Annotated in this window: 13 protein-coding genes; 1 reads left to right on the top strand and 12 read right to left on the bottom strand. The window is 65.3% G+C overall.

Going from position 1 to position 16366, the window contains the following annotated elements:
* Positions 1-198: 198 nt before the first annotated feature.
* From BcanWU425_RS10870 to rsmH, 12 genes are all read right to left on the bottom strand, one after another.
* Positions 199-1185, bottom strand: coding sequence for a D-alanine--D-alanine ligase family protein (locus BcanWU425_RS10870; protein ID WP_085349138.1), 987 nt, complete (start codon positions 1183-1185; stop codon positions 199-201).
* A gap of 22 nt (positions 1186-1207) precedes the next feature.
* Positions 1208-2128, bottom strand: a complete 921-nt coding sequence (murB, locus tag BcanWU425_RS10865; protein WP_204512071.1) for a UDP-N-acetylmuramate dehydrogenase — start codon at positions 2126-2128, stop codon at positions 1208-1210.
* 4 nt (positions 2129-2132) lie between these two features.
* Positions 2133-3536 (bottom strand): UDP-N-acetylmuramate--L-alanine ligase, encoded by a 1404-nt coding sequence (gene murC / locus BcanWU425_RS10860; protein WP_204513990.1) that lies wholly within the window; start codon positions 3534-3536, stop codon positions 2133-2135.
* A gap of 138 nt (positions 3537-3674) precedes the next feature.
* A complete protein-coding gene (gene murG, locus BcanWU425_RS10855; protein ID WP_085349085.1) occupies positions 3675-4775 on the bottom strand; it encodes an undecaprenyldiphospho-muramoylpentapeptide beta-N-acetylglucosaminyltransferase in 1101 nt (366 codons plus the stop codon).
* A 111-nt stretch (positions 4776-4886) separates the two neighbouring features.
* Positions 4887-6038: a putative lipid II flippase FtsW gene (gene ftsW / locus BcanWU425_RS10850; protein ID WP_018454238.1), complete on the bottom strand. Its 1152-nt coding sequence runs from the start codon at positions 6036-6038 to the stop codon at positions 4887-4889.
* Positions 6039-6276: 238 nt separating this feature from the next.
* The gene (gene murD, locus BcanWU425_RS10845; protein ID WP_204512072.1) at positions 6277-7677 is read right to left on the bottom strand and encodes a UDP-N-acetylmuramoyl-L-alanine--D-glutamate ligase; all 1401 of its coding nucleotides are present in this window, start codon (positions 7675-7677) and stop codon (positions 6277-6279) included.
* A gap of 7 nt (positions 7678-7684) precedes the next feature.
* Positions 7685-8788, bottom strand: a complete 1104-nt coding sequence (gene mraY, locus BcanWU425_RS10840) for a phospho-N-acetylmuramoyl-pentapeptide-transferase (RefSeq protein ID WP_007600847.1) — start codon at positions 8786-8788, stop codon at positions 7685-7687.
* 163 nt (positions 8789-8951) lie between these two features.
* Positions 8952-10331 carry a UDP-N-acetylmuramoyl-tripeptide--D-alanyl-D-alanine ligase gene (locus tag BcanWU425_RS10835; protein WP_204512073.1) on the bottom strand — a complete coding sequence of 460 codons (1380 nt, stop codon included), beginning with the start codon at positions 10329-10331 and terminating at the stop codon, positions 8952-8954.
* The gene (locus BcanWU425_RS10830) at positions 10328-11800 is read right to left on the bottom strand and encodes a UDP-N-acetylmuramoyl-L-alanyl-D-glutamate--2,6-diaminopimelate ligase (protein ID WP_204512074.1); all 1473 of its coding nucleotides are present in this window, start codon (positions 11798-11800) and stop codon (positions 10328-10330) included. The genes BcanWU425_RS10835 and BcanWU425_RS10830 overlap by 4 nt, the downstream gene beginning before the upstream one ends.
* A gap of 84 nt (positions 11801-11884) precedes the next feature.
* Positions 11885-13639: a peptidoglycan D,D-transpeptidase FtsI family protein gene (locus tag BcanWU425_RS10825; RefSeq protein ID WP_085385402.1), complete on the bottom strand. Its 1755-nt coding sequence runs from the start codon at positions 13637-13639 to the stop codon at positions 11885-11887.
* Positions 13636-14028 (bottom strand): cell division protein FtsL, encoded by a 393-nt coding sequence (gene ftsL / locus BcanWU425_RS10820; protein WP_007600843.1) that lies wholly within the window; start codon positions 14026-14028, stop codon positions 13636-13638. The genes BcanWU425_RS10825 and ftsL overlap by 4 nt, the downstream gene beginning before the upstream one ends.
* Positions 14029-14031: 3 nt before the next feature.
* Positions 14032-15021: a 16S rRNA (cytosine(1402)-N(4))-methyltransferase RsmH gene (gene rsmH, locus BcanWU425_RS10815; protein ID WP_204512075.1), complete on the bottom strand. Its 990-nt coding sequence runs from the start codon at positions 15019-15021 to the stop codon at positions 14032-14034.
* Positions 15022-15544: 523 nt separating this feature from the next.
* Here rsmH and BcanWU425_RS10810 point away from each other — a divergent pair.
* Complete coding sequence (locus tag BcanWU425_RS10810; protein WP_085349089.1) at positions 15545-16327, top strand: N-acetylmuramoyl-L-alanine amidase; 783 nt, start codon at positions 15545-15547, stop codon at positions 16325-16327.
* Positions 16328-16366 lie beyond the last annotated feature (39 nt).

The raw sequence follows: 16366 nt of genomic DNA, 5'->3' as shown, positions 1-16366 counted from the left end.
ACGCGCCGGCAGCCAAAGCGTCATATGCGCCGCCAGCGTTAACCTTCGGACGTCCTGGTAAACAAAAGGTAAAGTTCGTTAACGACGTGAGCTTTTTGCCCAGGCCTGTGAGGCATTTATGCCGCAATATCCGGCATTTTACCGGTTTTGGGTTCCAAAACCGGCCGTTTCGCCAGTTCGGCCGTTAACCAGTCCTAATTATTTTCGCACACCGGCCACAGCGAGCTCGATCAGGCCGCGCAGGAAGTCGACGAACTCGATGCTCTCGGCCTTCAGCGCCTTGGGGTAGAGCGAGGACTTGGTCAGGCCGGGCAGCGTGTTGGTTTCGAGATAGACCAGCCCCTTGTCCGAGACGATGAAGTCCGAACGGGAATAGCCGGTACACGACATCGCCCGGTGCGCCAGCATCGCCTGGTGCTTCAGCGCGGCGGTGATTTCGGGTGCGAAACGGCCGGGACAGATCTCTTGGGTCGACTTCAAAAGATATTTCGCCGCGTAGTCGAAACTGCCCTCGCCCGGAATGATCTCGATCGGCGGCAGCGAGATGATCGAGCCGTCCGGCCGCTCCAGCACGCCGCAGGTCGCCTCGACGCCGGAGATGTAGGGCTCGATCACGTACTCTTCGTGCTTGGCCGCATTGCGAACGGCGACGAGATCCTGCTTGGCGTTGACGAAGATCAGGCCGTAGCTCGAGCCATCCCTGGCGGGCTTTGCGATCAGCCGGCCGTATTCGGCGAAGGCCTCGTCGATCTGGTCCAGCGCAATGTTGGCCGGCGGCGTCACGCCGCCGAGCGCGGCGAAATGCTTGGCCGCGATCTTGTCGAACGCGAGATGCGAGGAGGCCGAGCCCGATCCGGTGAACGGCACGCCGCGCGCTTCGCACATCACCTGCAATTCGCCGTTCTCGGCACGCCCGCCATGCAGGCCGAGCACCAGCACGCGGTCCTCCGCCCTGGCCTGGTCGAGCGCCTGCTCCAACGGAATGCCCGACGTGCCCGGCTTGAACTCGTCCTCGAACGGGCGGGCATGTTCGAGCAGCTGTTTGGACTGCACGACATGCACCTTGTCCTCGACGTCCCACCACCAGAGATCGGCCTCGGGCAGCGCCTGATGCAGCGCCTGGGCTGAGGCGACGGAAACCAGACGTTCGCGGTTGGAGCCGCCGAAGAGGATGGTGATGCGCATGTTCTCTCGTCGCTTGTCCAAATTAGCCGGGAATTCCGATCCGCTTGATTTCCCAGTGTAGCTCAATTCCGGAATTTGCCTTCACCCGTTCACGTACGGTCTCGCCCAGCGTCTCGATATCGTGCGCGGTGGCATTGCCCGTGTTGATCAGGAAATTGCAGTGCATCTCGGAGACTTCTGCACCGCCGACGCGCAAACCGCGGCAGCCGGCGGCATCGACCAGCTTCCAGGCGGAATGGCCGGGCGGATTCTTGAAGGTCGAGCCGCCGGTCTTTTCGCGGATCGGCTGCGCGGTCTCGCGATGGGTTTGCACTTCCGCCATGCGCGCGCGGATCGCCTCGGCATCCCTGAGCTCGCCGCGGAACCGCGCGGAGGTGAAGATGATGGAGGCATCGACGCCGCTGTTGCGGTAGACAAACTTCATGTCGGCATTGGAGAAGATGTGCTTCGTGCCGTCGCGCCCGACGCCACGCGCCTCGATCAACACGTCCTTGGTCTCGCCGCCATTGGCGCCCGCATTCATGCGCAGCGCGCCGCCGATCGTGCCGGGAATGCCGAAGTAAAATTCGAGCCCGCCGATATTGGCCGACGCGGCGACTTCCGCCACGCGCTTGTCGAGCGCGGCTGCGCCCGCGGTGACGACATCGCCGCTCGCGCTCGCCTCGCCAAAGGCGCGCGGCGCAAGCCGGATCACCACGCCCGCCATGCCGCCGTCGCGCACGATCAGGTTGGAGCCGACGCCGACGACATAGACGGGAATGTCGCTTGCGAGATGCGCGAGGAAATAAGAGAGATCGTCCTCATCCGTCGGCGTGAACAGCACCTGCGCGGGACCTCCGACGCGAAACCAGGTGAGCTCGGCGAGCGACTGGTTTGCCAGCAGCCGGCCGCGAAGATCGGGCATCACGGCTCTGAGGTCGGGTGTGATGTCGGGGAAGCTCACTGCGCTACCCCAGCGCCTTCAATTCGCCGGGCAAGGCATACGCCCATTGCGTGATGTTGCCGGCGCCCAGACACACGACGAGATCGCCGGACTTCGCCACGCCCTTGACGATGCCAGCGAGATCGGACGCCGCGGGCAGCGGGATCACCTCGCGGTGGCCGTGGGCGCGCAGGCCCGCGGCGAAATGGTCGCGATCGATGCCTTCGATCGGCGTCTCGCCCGCAGCATAGACCTCGGCGACGATCACCGCATCCGCATCGTTGAAGCAGGTGCAGAATTCCTCGAACAGCGACTGCAGGCGGGTGTAGCGATGCGGCTGCACCACCGCGACGATCTTACCGTTGGTGGATTCCCGCGCCGCCTTCAGCACCGCCGCGATCTCGACCGGATGATGGCCGTAGTCGTCGATGACGGTGACGCCGTTCCACTCGCCGGTCTTGGTGAAGCGGCGCTTGACGCCGCCGAAGCCGGCGATCGCCTTGCGGATCGCCTCGTCCGACACGCCGAGCTCGCGCGCGACCGCAATCGCGGCGGTCGCGTTGGAGGCATTGTGGCGCCCCGGCATCGGCAGCATGAGATCGGAGATCTCGTGCACGGCGCCCGTCTTGCGATCGCGGAAGGCAACCTTGAACTTCGATCCGCCGCCCGCCGGGGTCAGGTCGACGAAGCGCACATCGGCCTGCGGATTCTCACCATAGGTGATGATGCGTCGATCCTCGATCTTGCCGACAAGGGTTTGCACCACGGGATGATCGATGCACATCACGGCGAAGCCATAGAACGGCAGGTTCTCGACGAAATGGCGGAAGGCGTCCTGCACCGCCTCGAAGGTCTTGAAGTGATCGAGATGCTCGGGATCGACATTGGTGACGATCGCGACCTCGGTCGGCAGCTTCAGGAACGTGCCGTCGCTCTCGTCCGCTTCGACCACCATCCAGTCACCCGCACCGAGACGCGCATTGGAGCCGTAGGCATTGATGATGCCGCCGTTGATCACGGTGGGATCGAGGCCGCCGGCGTCGAGCAGCGTCGCGACCATCGTGGTCGTGGTGGTCTTGCCGTGGGTGCCGGCGATGGCGACGCAGCTCTTCAGCCGCATGAGCTCGGCCAGCATCTCGGCGCGGCGCACCACGGGGATGCGCCGTTCGCGCGCCGCCGTCAGTTCCGGATTGTCGCGCTTGATCGCGGTAGAAACCACGACGACCTCGGCCCCGTCGACGTTCTCCGCCTTGTGGCCGACCGAGACCCTCGCACCGTTCTTGCGCAGGCGGTCGAGATTGTAATTGTCGGAGGCGTCCGAACCCTGCACGGAATAGCCGAGATTGAGCAGCACCTCGGCGATTCCGCTCATGCCTATCCCGCCGATCCCGACGAAGTGGATAGGTCCGATCTCGCGCGGCAGTCTCATGGTGTATCCCGCAGTTCCCTTCGTCATGCCCGGGCTCGTCCCGGGCATCCACGAATCCTTACCACTTCTTGCAAGACGTGGATGGCCGGGACAAGCCCGGCCATGACGGCAAAAGTAGGAATTCCGGCCGATTTCGCGTCAGATTCCCGCGATTTTGGCCACCAGATCGGCCAGCCGCTCCGCTGCGTCGAGCCGGCCGGCGCCGCGGGCGGCCTGCGCCATGGCGGCAAGACGCGCGGGCTCGGCGGCGAAGGCGGAGATCTCGGCGGCGAGGCGATCGGAGGAAAACTCGGTCTGCGGAATGCGGATCGCACCGTCGACCTTGGCCAGCACGCCGGCATTGGCGAACTGGTCCTGGTCGATCGCGCCCGGCAGCGGCACCAGGATCGAGGGCCGCCCGATCGCGGCAAGTTCCGCCACGGTGCCGGCGCCTGAGCGCGACACCACCAGATGGTTGGAGGCCAGCCGTGCCGGAAGATCGGTGAAAAACGGCGCGAGCTCGGCCTTGATCTTCAGTCTGTCGTAGACCGCACGCACGCGCGCCATATCCTCGTCGCGCACCTGCTGGGTGAGGACGAGCCGGCTCCACAGCGCAGGCTCGAGGCGCTCGATCGCGCCCGGCACGATGTCGGCCATGATGCGCGCGCCCTGGCTGCCGCCGACGACGAGCAGGCGCAGCGGACCGTTCACTTCAGGCGCAGCATATGGCACGCCAGCTGCGGCGAGGATCGCCGGACGCATCGGCGTGCCGACCGTCGTGGTCTTGCCTGAAAGCGCCGGATCGCGATCGAGCACGCCGGGCAACGACGTCGCGATGGCTTGGACGCGGCTCGACAGGAACCGGTTGGCGCGGCCGAGCACCGCATTGGCGTCATGGATGATGCCGGGCACGCCGGCGAATTTTGCGGCGACCAGCGGCGGCAGCGTCGGATAGCCGCCGAAGCCGACGACGGCGACCGGCTTCAGTCGCTTGATCAGGCTGTAGGCGGACAGCGTGCCGGCCGCGAGCGTCAGGCCGGCATAGGCGAGCTGCAGCGGATTGCGTCCGCGCGCAGTCTCGCTCGAGACGACGTCGATCATGTCCTTGGTGAACAGTCCGCTGTAGCGCAGCGCGCGCTCGTCCGTGACGAGGCGGACGCGGAAGCCGCGCCGGATCAGCTCGACGCCGAGCGCCTCGGCCGGAAACAGATGGCCGCCGGTGCCGCCCGCGGCGAGAAGAATCAGGGGGGAGGTGTCCATGGTGGCGAGTTTTACAAGGACTCTTTCGTCATTGCGAGCGCAGCGAAGCAATCCAGACTGCCACCGCGGAGAGATTCTGGATTGCTTCGCTTCGCTCGCAATGACGAAAAACTATGCGTAGCTGCGCATCGCCTCGGCGTGGCCGCTCGCCTCGACTTCGGTGCGCGGGCGCAGCCGCGTCAGCGCGAGCATCATGCCGACACCATAGGCCAGCGACACGATCGAGGAGCCACCATAGGAGATGAAGGGCAGCGTCATGCCCTTGGCGGGGATGAGCTGGAGATTGACCGACATGTTGATGGCGGCCTGCACGCCGAACAGGATCGCCAAGCCCGAGGCCGCGAAGCGCGAGAACATGTCCTCGTTGGCATAGGCGCGCGACAGCGTCCGGATGACGACGAAAGCAAACAGTGCCAGCATCGCGAGGCACAGGATGATGCCGAACTCTTCGGCGGCAACCGCGAACACGAAATCGGTGTGGCTGTCGGGCAGGCTGCGCTTGGCGATGCCCTCGCCCGGTCCGAGGCCGAACCAGCCGCCATTGTAGAAGGCCTCCATGGCGGTATCGACCTGGAAGGTGTCGCCCGAGGCCGGATTCATGAAGCGCTTGATGCGGCCGGCGACGTGGGGAACAAAAAGATAGGCGCTGAACAGTCCGGCGGCGCCGAGGCCGGCGAGCCCGAACACCCAGATCATCCGCATGCCCGCGATGAAGAACAGCGAGCCCCACACCATCAGGATCAGCATGGTCTGGCCGAAGTCGGGCTCCATCACCAGCAGCGAGACCAGCATCAAGAGCAGCACCAGCGCCATCGAGGTCGCCGGCATTTCTGGCCGCCTAGTGGATTCCGCGAACAGCCAGGCGGCCATGACGACGAACGACGGTTTTGCGATCTCGGAGGCCTGGATATTGAGGCCGAGTAGCGTGATCCAGCGCCGCGAGCCCTTTACTTCGGGGCCGATCGCGAGCGTCAGCACGATCAGGACGATGCTGACCGCAAAGATGATCAGCGCCGAGCGACGGATCGCCCGCGGCGACAGGAAGGACACCCCGAGCAGCACGATGCAGGACGGCACCAGGAATAGCACGTGGCGGCTGAAGAAGTGGAAGGGATCGAGCCCGATGCGGGTCGCAACCGGCGGGCTCGCCGCCAGCGACAGGATCACGCCGGTCAGCATCAGCGCCAGGATGGCACCCATCAGCGGCTTGTCGACGGTCCACCACCACTCGGAAAAGGGGGTGCGTTCTTCACGGGAGAGCATGGCGGCCGCTTTCGGACAGAGGTCGGTCCATTGGTCGCCGAGGTTGGTTACCGGGGGGTTAAGGAAACGGGGATGATTGGAGATGAAGGCGAGCGCTTACCTCAAATGCCCGTCATGCCCCGCGAAAGCGGGGCATCCAGTATTCCAGAGACGTCGAGGGTTCATAACCACAGCCGCGGCGTACTGGATCACCCGGTCAAGCCGGGCGACGACAGCGGAGCAACAACCAGCAGCGTCCCTACACCACCGGCTTCATGCCCGGCAGCGCCTGCACCAGCTCGCGGAACCTGGTGCCGCGAATTTCGAAGTTGCGATACTGGTCGAAGGAGGCGCAGGCGGGCGACAGCAGGACGACCGCGTCAGCGATGCCTGACGCCTCCGCTTCGCATGCGGCTTGCTCGACGGCGACGTCGAGGGTCTGGCTGATCTCGTGCGGCACCTTCGTGCCGAGCGTGCCCGAAAATTCCTGCGCGGCCTCGCCGATCAGATAGGCTTTTCGGATGCGCGGGAAGTAGCCGGTGAGGCCGGTGATTCCGCCGGCCTTCGGCTTGCCGCCCGCGATCCAGAAGATGTCCGAAAAGGACGACAGCGCATGCGCGGTGGCGTCGGCATTGGTGCCCTTGGAATCGTTGACGAACAGCACGTTGCCGCGGCGGCCGACCTGCTCCATGCGATGCGCAAGGCCGGGGAAGCTGCGCAGGCCGTTCTGCAAGACGTCGAGGCCGATGCCCATCGCGAGCGCGGCGGCTGCCGCGCACGCCGCGTTCTGCGCATTGTGCAAGCCGCGCAGAGAACCGATGCCGCCGAGCGCCGCGATTTCACTGCGCGCGCCGCCCGAATTGCGCACGATATGGCCGTGCTCGACATGGATGCCGCTGGCCAGCGGATTCTTGACGGAGATCCGCACCACGTTCTTGCCGGCGCGATCGAGCCGGTCGGCGATATCGCGGCAAAAGCCGTCGTCGACGCCGACGATCGCGGTGCCGCCGGCCTGCACACCGGCAACGAGTCGCTCCTTCACCGCGGCGTAATGCGCGATGGTGCCGTGGCGATCGATGTGGTCTTCGCTGACATTGAGCAGAATGCCGACGGAGGGATCGAGTGAAGGCGTGAGGTCGATCTGATAGGACGACATCTCGATGACGTGGACGCGGCCCATGCCCGGCGGCTCCAGCGACAGGATTGCGGTGCCGATATTTCCGCCCATCTGGGTGTCATAGCCGGCGACCTTGGTGAGATGCGCGATCAAAGCCGTCGTCGTCGATTTGCCATTGGTGCCGGTGATGGCGACGAACGGCGCATCCGGCGCGTGCCGGCGCCTTTCGCGGCAGAACAGCTCGATGTCGCCGATCACCTCGATAGCGGCCTCGCGCGCCTTCAGCACGCTCCAATGCGGGACTGGGTGGGTCATCGGCACACCGGGCGCGAGCACCAGCGCGGCGAAATTCGCCCATGAGACGTTGCGCAAATCAGCCGTGATGAAGCCCGCTTGCGCGGCCTTGGCGACATTCTCGGCGCTGTCGTCGGCGGCGATCACCTCGGCGCCGCCCGCTTTCAACGCGTGACAGGAGGCGAGTCCCGAGCCGCCGAGGCCGAATACCGCGACCGTCTTGCCGGCAAAGGACGTCACGGGGATCATCGATCGTTCACCGCAGCTTCAGCGTGGATAGGCCAGCGAGCGCCAGCATCACCGAGATGATCCAGAACCGGATCACGATCTGGGGCTCGGTCCAGCCGAGTTGCTCGAAATGGTGATGGATCGGCGCCATCCGGAAGATGCGTTTTCCCGTCATCTTGAACGACACCACCTGCACGATGACGGAGACTGCCTCCAGCACGAACAGGCCGCCGATCACCGCGAGCACGATCTCGTGCTTCACCGCCACTGCGATCGCGCCCAGCATGCCGCCGAGCGCGAGCGAGCCGGTGTCGCCCATGAAGATCGAGGCCGGCGGCGCGTTGAACCAGAGGAAGCCCAGGCCCGCACCCAGCAGCGCGCCGCAGAGCACGGCGAGCTCGCCGGTGCCGGCGACATATTTGATCTGGAGATAATCGGCGAACACCGCGTTGCCGGCGAGATAGGCGATCATGGCAAAGCTCGCAGTCGCGATCATCACCGGCACGATGGCAAGGCCGTCGAGACCGTCGGTCAGGTTCACCGCGTTGCCGGCGCCAACGATGACGAAGGCGCCGAACACGACGAAGAACCAGCCGAAATGCAGCACGGTGTCCTTCAGGAAAGGAATCGTCAGCGCGGTCGACGCGGGATCGCGGTTCAGCCGCACCAGCGCGTAGCAGGCCACCAGCGCGATCGCCGCCTCGATCAGCAGGCGAAGCTTGCTGCCGAACCCGGTCGTGGTCTGCTTCGTCACCTTGAGATAATCGTCATAGAAGCCGACGAAGCCGAAGCCAAGCGTCACCGCCAGCACGATCCAGACGTAAGGGTTGAGCGGATTGGCCCACAGCACCGTGCCGACCGTGAGACCGGACAAGATCATCAGCCCGCCCATGGTGGGCGTGCCTTTCTTGGCGAGATGCGATTGCGGACCATCGGCCCGGATCGGCTGGCCCTTGCCTTGCCGGATGCGCAGATGGTCGATGATCCAGGGTCCGAACAGGAATACGAACAGCGCGCCGGTGACGACGGCGCCGCCGGTGCGGAAGGTGATGTAGCGGAAGACGTTCAGGAAGGTGCGAACGGCACCGAAGCCCGGAAATGTGTTGGAGAGCTCGATCAGCCAGTAAAACATTCAGACGGTCCTATGGCGCCTTTGCACGCGCCTTGATCTTGGCCTTGTCAACCTGCCTCACGCGCATTCGCTGGTCTTCATCATCGGGTCGGGCGACCTCTAAAGAAAACGAACGGCTTCGCGCCGGAAAGGGGGGATTCGGGAACAGCGCCTTCCAAGCAGTTTACGCCCTTGCCTGCAAGGCGGCCACTAGGCCCGGCACAAACTTGTTGACCCAGAACATCTTCTTGCTGCCCTTGACAACCACGACATCGCCTGCCCTCAGCAGATTTGCGACCTCCCCCGGCTTCAGCGTGACGGGGTCGTCGTGCCAACCGAGACCCTTGCCGGCTGGAAGCACCTCGAACAGGTGACGCATCAGGGGTCCGACGCAATAGACGCCGTCGATGCCGTCGAGATGCCTGGCGAGGTCGATGTGATAGGTTGGTGCGCCGTCGCCCAGCTCCAGCATGTCGCCGAGCACGGCAATGCGGCGGCCACCGGTCGTGTTGCGCGCCTGCAAGCTTTGCAGCGCGGCAGCCACGCTGGCCGGATTACCGTTGAAGCTGTCGTCGATCACGGTGACGCCACCGGCCGCCTGCTCGACGCCACGGCCGCTCATGATACCGACCCGGTCGAGCTTGATCGCAAGCGTCGCCGCATCGAGGTTGGTCGCACGGATCGATGCGAGCGCGGCCAGCGCATTCTGAACGCGATGCGGCGCGCCCGGCGTCAGGCTGAACGCGATCTCCTTCTTGCCGAGCGCGGCCACGACCTGCCAGCTGTCGCCGTGCGGCGCGTGCGCGACTTCATGCACCTCGGCTTTCTCGCCGAAGCGTATGACCTTGCCCTTCCAGTCCGGCGCCTTGATCCCGGCGGGCAGCACCAGCACGCCTTCCGCGGGCAGGCCGAGTGCAATCGACACCTTCTCGCGACGGATGGCTTCGAGCGAGCCGAGCTTCTCCAGATGCACCGGCTGGACGTTGACGACGAGCGCCACCGTCGGCCGCGTCAGTTCGCTAAGCCGCGCGATTTCGCCCGCCTGGTTCATGCCCATCTCGACGACCCAGAGACTGGCATCGGGGCGCGCATTGCACAGCGTCAGCGGCACGCCCCAGAAATTATTGAAGCTCGACGGGCTGGCATAGGCATTGGGATAGGCCGCGAGGAATTCCTTGGTGCTGGTTTTGCCCGCGCTGCCGGTGAGCCCGATCACCGGCCCGTTGAAGCGCGCGCGTGCCGCGCGCGCAAGGCCCCAGAGGCCGTCGATCAGCGTGTCCTTGACGACGATCTGGGGAATGCGGATGCCCGCGATCTCGTGCGGCACGATCATCGCGACCGCGCCCGAGGCTTCCGCCTTGTCCGCGAACTCCCAGCCGTCACGCGCGCTGGCGAAGGCCGAAATGAAGCCGCCGCTTGGCGTGCCGCTCAGCGCGACGAACAGGCTGCCCGGCTTCGCCAGCCGGCTGTCCTGGGTGACGAAGTCGATCGGCGTGTCCGGGAACGATCCGGCGGCGCCCAGCGCGCGCGCCACTTCGGCCACCGTCCATATGGGCGCGCTCATGCAATCCTCGACGCTAATGCGGCGGCGACCGCCTCGTGATCACTGAAGGGCAAAACCTCTCCGCCGACGATCTGCCCGGTCTCGTGGCCCTTGCCGGCGATGAGCAGCGCATCGCCATCTTCCAATTCGGCGATCGCGGTGCGGATCGCCGCGGCCCGGTCGCCGATTTCGCGGGCGCCCTTGGCGGCGGCGAGAATTTCGGCGCGGATCGATTCCGGCTTCTCGCTGCGCGGATTGTCGTCGGTGATGATGACACCGTCGGCGTTGCCGGCGGCGATCTCGCCCATGATCGGACGCTTGCCGGCATCGCGGTCGCCGCCGGCGCCGAACACGACGACCAGCCTGCGCCTGGCGTAGGGACGCAGCGCCTGCAGCGCCTTCGCCAGCGCATCGGGCTTGTGCGCATAGTCGACGAAGATCGGCGCACCGTTGCGCTCGCCGACGCGCTCCAACCGACCTTTGGCGCCTTCGAGATGTTCGAGGCTCGCGAACACGTCCGCGGCGTCGCCGCCGGTGCCGATGGCGAGGCCAGCTGACACCAGCGCATTCTCGATCTGGAACTCGCCGACCAGCGGCAGCCGGATCGTATACCGCTTGCCGCGATGTTCGAGCGCGAGCACTTGCGAAAATCCTTCGACCTCCGCACCGGCGAGACGAATGCCCTCGCCCGCCCCGTCGCCGTTGCGACCGACTGCCATCACGCGCAAGCCGCGCGAATTCGCAGCACTGATCGCCTCCGCCGAGCAATCATGATCGGCGGAGATCACGGCCGCGCCCCCCGGCGGGACAAGTTCGCGGAACAGCCTGAGCTTGGCCGCGAGGTAATGCGCGACGGTCGGATGGTAATCCATATGGTCGCGCGAGAGATTGGTGAAGCCGCCGGCGGACACGCGCACGCCGTCGAGGCGATATTGGTCGAGCCCGTGAGAAGAGGCCTCGAAGGCGAGATGCGTGACGCCCTCGCGTGCGATCTCGTCGAGCTGCCGGTGCAGTGCGATCGGATCGGGCGTCGTCAGCGAGCCGTAGACGGTACGCTTCGGGGAAACGAGCCCGATGGTTCCGATGCTGGCGGAGGCGTGCCCGAGCCGCTCCCAGATCTGCCGGGTGAATGCGGCGACCGAGGTCTTGCCGCTGGTGCCGGTCACCGCCGCAATTGTCGCGGGCTGCGCGGGAAAAAATTTTGCTGCGGCCAGCGCCAGCGCGCGGCGCGGATTCGCGACTGTGATGAACGGCACCTTGCAGCCATCAGGCGCATGGTCGCCGACGACCGCCACCGCGCCGGCGGCAATCGCGGCATCGATGAAGCGCGCACCGTCGGTCTTGCTGCCCGCAAGTGCGAAGAAGAGATCGCCGGGCTTGACCGCGCGGCTGTCGAGGGCAACGCCGGTCACGTCGAGCGCCGCGACCGCGGGCTCGATTGCGGCATCATTGCCCTGAACGTCCTGATCGAGGAGGTCGCGCAGCTTCATGGTCTTCCAGTCGACATGCCGGACCGGATTGCCGAATCTGCAGGGAAATCCCGACTCAGCAGCGGCAACGGCCCACCCGGTTGATTACTGGGTTGTCCTGGATGCTGCAAGAATAAGGCGCTCGGACGGCGGCAGGTCGAACCGCGGTTCGACGCCCAATAGCGGCGCGATCCGCTCGATCACCTTGCCGCCGGTCGGCACCGCGTTCCAGCCCGAGGTGATGAAACCTTTCGTTTCGGGAATCGCCTGGGGCTCGTCCAGCATGATCAGGATCTGATATTTCGGATCGTCGCAGGGCATGATCGCGGTGAAGGAGTTGAGCACGCGCTTCTTGGCATAGCGGCCGTTGATGACCTTCTCCGACGTGCCGGTCTTGCCGCCAACATAGTAACCCTTGACGTCGGCGGTCTTGGCGGTGCCGATTTCGGCATTGAGCCGCATCAGGAACCGCATCTTGTCGCTGGTCTCCGTCCTGATGACGCGCTTGGCCATCGCCGCCGCTTCGGACTCGCTGCGCTTCATGAAGGTCGGCGGAATCAAATAGCCGCCGTTCACCAGCGCGTTGATGCCCATCACCGCCTGCAGCGGCGCCACCGACATGCCCTGGCCGAAAGCGATGGTGACCGTGTTCAGCTCGCCCCAGCGGCGCGGAATCAGCGGAGCCGCGCTTTCCGGCAGTTCGGTGCGCAGCCGCGTCAACTGGCCCATCTTGCCGAGGAATGCCTTGTGGGCCTCGACGCCCTGGCCGAGCGCGATCCGCGCCGCGCCGATGTTGGACGAGAAGGTGAACACTTCCTTGGTGTTGATGAAGCGTCCGAGCGGATGGCTGTCGTGGATGGTGAACTTGCCGTAGTGCAGGTTTCCGCGTGCATCCCACGATGTGTTCAGATTGATCTTGCCGGAATCGAGCGCCATCGCCAGCGTGAACGCCTTGAAGGTCGAGCCCATCTCGTAAACGCCGGTGGTCAGGCGATTGATGCGGTCGGGATCGTGCGCTTCCTTCGGATTGTTGGGATCGAAGTCCGGAAGGGAGACCATCGCCACGATCTCGCCGGTCTTGACGTTGGAGACGATGCCGGAGGCAGCCTTGGTGTGGTATTTCTCCTTGGCCTTCAGCAGCTCGTCACGCAGTGCGTGCTCGACCCGCAGATCCACCGATAGCTCGATCGGCTTTTGCAGCCGGTCGGTGGCAAAGCCCGCGCGGTGGAGATCGGCGAGCCCCTGATTGTCGAGCCACTTCTCCATGCCGGCGATGCCCTGGTTGTCGATGTTGACGAGACCAATGAGGTGGGCGACCTCGTTGCCGGTCGGATAGACGCGCTTGTTCTCGCGCAGGAAACCGATGCCGGGAATGCCGAGCTTGTGGATGTCCTGCTGCTGCTTCGCCGTAATCTCGCGCTTGAGCCAGACGAAGCCCTTGCGCGTCTTCAGGCGCTCGCGCACCTCGGCCTCGTCGAGGTCGGGCACCGTGGCGGTCAGAAGTTCGATTGCCTCGTCCTTGTCGATGATGCGGCGCGGCTCGCCGAACAGGCTCGAGGCCTTGACGTCGGTCGCGAGAATCGCGCCGTTGCGGTCGACGATGTCGGGCCGCGCGGTCGCGACCACCTCCTGCGCCGCGGCGCGGCGTGCGCCATGGGCGTCGGCGCCGATCGCGAACATCACGAGCCGGCCGCCGATCAGGGCGTAGACCGCGCCAAAGGCGAGCATCGCCAGGCCAACGCGCGCCCGCGCCTTGGCCGCGCGATCGACGTTGCGCCCGTACAGCAGGCTGCGGATCAGGCGCTGGCGCCAAGGCTCAGTCGGCTTTTCTGCCGGTTTGGCCGGGGTCACAGCATTCATGGCTTGTCCTCGGGCTGAGGTACGGAGCCCGTCACATTATCGGGATCGCTGGCGGCTTCGATGGTGTTGAGCATGGCGCCGATCGGATCCGGCTCGCCCGGCCTGAACATCCGCGGCGGGCGCTCGGGCAGATTCTTCAGTGAGTCATATTGCGTGCCGTTGACCGGCTTGAGCTGCAGATGCCGATCGGACAGGCCCTGCAGGCGCAGGGGCGCATCGAGCTTGGCCCATTCGGAGCGCAGCGCCGCGATCGCATCGCGCTGCTCGCGGATCTCCGCATGCAGCCGCAGCACCTTTTCGGTGCGCGCCGTGGAGTCCATCTTGATCCTATAGACATAGGCTGCCGCGAAGATCAGCGCGCCGATGACGAGGAGGTGGATGAAGCGCATGCGCTAGCCACCTCTCATGACGTCGGAGAGTTTTGGCCAGGACGATTGCTCGCGCTCGTCATGCGCCGGCGCCGAGGTGCGCTCGCCGGCGCGCAGTTTTGCCGATCGCGCACGCGGGTTATGCGCGACTTCGTTTTCGCCCGCGATCACCGGCCGCCGCGTCAGCAGCTGAAAACTCGGCACCGCCTGCGACACTTCCGGCAAATGGCGTGAGCCACCACCCGTCTTGCTGCGCAGGCTAAGGAAATTCTTGACGATGCGGTCTTCCAGCGAATGGAACGAGACGACAACGAGGCGACCACCGGGCTTGAGCACGCGCTCGGCAGCGATGAGCGCGCTCTGGAGTTCCTCGAGCTCTTCGTTGACGAAGATGCGCAGGGCCTGGAACGTCCGCGTCGCCGGGTGAATATCGCCGGGCTTGGACCGAACCACCCTGCCGACGAGCTCGGCGAGCGCGCGCGTGGTCGTGAACGGCGTCTCCTGACGGTCCGCGACGATAGCGCGGGCGATCCGGCGCGACTGCCGCTCTTCGCCGAGAAGATAAATGATGTCGGCGAGATCGCCTTCCGAGGCGCGCGCCACGACATCGGCCGCAGTCGGGCCTGCCTGCCCCATCCGCATGTCGAGCGGACCATCGAGGCGGAACGAGAAGCCGCGGCCGGCCTGGTCGAGCTGCATCGAGGATACCCCGACGTCCATCACGACGCCGTCGACGCCATCGATGCCTTGAGCCGCGCAGACCTCGGCGAGGTTGGAGAAACGATCTTCAACGAGGGTCAGCCTGCCCGCCGAGCATGCGACGAGCTCGGCGCCGCCCTCGATCGCAGTACGGTCGCGATCAATGGCAATCACCTGAGTTCCCGGCACGTCGAGGATCGCGCGGCTGTAGCCGCCGGCACCAAAGGTCGCGTCGATATAAAGGCCGCCTTCGCGCGGGGCGAGGTGGTCGATGGCCTCGCGGCCAAGAACGGGGATGTGCGGAGCCGAGCTCATGCGCCAGGCCTGCCGATCGCCCCGCCGGACTCCCAAGTGAGATCGGGGACGAACAAGCTCATAACGCCTCGAATGATTCCGCGTCGCGGCGGTTCCACGACCCAACCCCCGTCCGATATGGTTACCGTGCCCGGTCGTCCCGGGCCACCAACCCAGTATTCCCCTTGGAATTTGTCGGGCAGCCATGGGATTTCGAGCCAAAATACGCTTTGGCCGCCTCCGGACGCGGGTCGGCTCTTCATCTCTCAGTAACGGCCCTTAGCGTTAAGAAAGCGTTGATCGGCTCGCGACAAGTCGAAAAGCTGACGCGGCGGTGATGCTTCATCCACACACATGCGCCAAAATGCATCCGTTAACCTCGTCGCGCGGTTGCGCACGGTGGAGGGTAAAGGAATAGTAAAGAAAAGGGCTTGGCCCACTCTCTGTCTGTCTCGAGCTATTTATGTCGTCCGGTTCGTCCACGCCGTCTGGATCTGATTCGAAGCGTCAACGCGTTCTGCCGGTTCCCAAAGCCGCCGCGAACATGCGGACGTTCGAGCCGGATTCCTCGATCGTCTCCGACATCATCCCCTCACCGAACCATGGCGACCGCAACAAGGGCCGCCAACCCGATATGATTGTGCTGCACTACACCGGCATGCCCGACGTCGAAGGTGCGCTGGCGCGGCTCTGCTCCGCGGGCACAGAGGTATCGGCACATTATGTCGTGCTGGAAGACGGCCGCATCGTGCAATGCGTGCCGGAGGCCAGGCGCGCCTGGCATGCCGGCGTCTCGTCCTGGTCCGGCGAGGACGACATCAATTCCTGCTCGATCGGGATCGAGATCGTCAATCGCGGCCACGATTGGGGCTATCCGGAGTTTCCGCTGCGCCAGATCGCCGCCGTGATCGCGCTGTGCCGCGGCATCATGCTCCGCCGCAAGGTGCCCGCGCACCGGGTGCTCGGCCATTCCGACGTGGCGCCGGCGCGCAAGAAAGATCCCGGCGAAAAATTTCCGTGGCATTCGCTGGCCAATTCCGGCGTCGGACACTGGGTCACGCCCGCGCCGGTGGTGCGCGGCGAAAGCCTGATGCTCGGCACCATCAGCGATGAGGTGCTGAGCCTGCAGCAAGCGCTCGCCAGATACGGCTACGGCGTTCCCCTCACCGGCAAATACGACGCCGCGACCATGGAAGTCGTCACCGCGTTCCAGCGCCATTTCCGCCCGGCGCGACTAGATGGGGTCGCGGATCACTCGACGCTCTCGACCTTGCAGGCGCTGTTGGGGAGTCTCCCTCAGGAGACAACGACCATCGTGACGAAGTAGCTGACGTCTTCGAGAACGTGACCTCTTGCTCCGTCATGC

The sequence above is a fragment of the Bradyrhizobium sp. WU425 genome (assembly GCF_021052305.1).
In the GTDB taxonomy this organism is placed as follows: Bacteria; Pseudomonadota; Alphaproteobacteria; order Rhizobiales; family Xanthobacteraceae; genus Bradyrhizobium; species Bradyrhizobium canariense_D.
The sequence above is the reverse complement of the archived record's forward strand: the minus strand, read 5'-3'. Positions and strand labels throughout refer to the sequence as shown.

Bases quoted from the DNA above. Each gene is read 5' to 3' on its own strand.
- BcanWU425_RS10810 (WP_085349089.1), top strand. From the start codon at position 15,545: ATGCGGACGTTCGAGCCGGATTCCTCGATCGTCTCCGACATCATCCCC.
- BcanWU425_RS10835 (WP_204512073.1), bottom strand. From the start codon at position 10,331: ATGAGCGCGCCCATATGGACGGTGGCCGAAGTGGCGCGCGCGCTGGGC.
- ftsW (WP_018454238.1), bottom strand. From the start codon at position 6,038: ATGCTCTCCCGTGAAGAACGCACCCCCTTTTCCGAGTGGTGGTGGACC.
- murC (WP_204513990.1), bottom strand. From the start codon at position 3,536: ATGAGACTGCCGCGCGAGATCGGACCTATCCACTTCGTCGGGATCGGC.
- mraY (WP_007600847.1), bottom strand. From the start codon at position 8,788: ATGTTTTACTGGCTGATCGAGCTCTCCAACACATTTCCGGGCTTCGGT.
- BcanWU425_RS10825 (WP_085385402.1), bottom strand. From the start codon at position 13,639: ATGAATGCTGTGACCCCGGCCAAACCGGCAGAAAAGCCGACTGAGCCT.
- BcanWU425_RS10830 (WP_204512074.1), bottom strand. From the start codon at position 11,800: ATGAAGCTGCGCGACCTCCTCGATCAGGACGTTCAGGGCAATGATGCC.
- BcanWU425_RS10870 (WP_085349138.1), bottom strand. From the start codon at position 1,185: ATGCGCATCACCATCCTCTTCGGCGGCTCCAACCGCGAACGTCTGGTT.
- murG (WP_085349085.1), bottom strand. From the start codon at position 4,775: ATGGACACCTCCCCCCTGATTCTTCTCGCCGCGGGCGGCACCGGCGGC.
- ftsL (WP_007600843.1), bottom strand. From the start codon at position 14,028: ATGCGCTTCATCCACCTCCTCGTCATCGGCGCGCTGATCTTCGCGGCA.
- rsmH (WP_204512075.1), bottom strand. From the start codon at position 15,021: ATGAGCTCGGCTCCGCACATCCCCGTTCTTGGCCGCGAGGCCATCGAC.
- murD (WP_204512072.1), bottom strand. From the start codon at position 7,677: ATGATCCCCGTGACGTCCTTTGCCGGCAAGACGGTCGCGGTATTCGGC.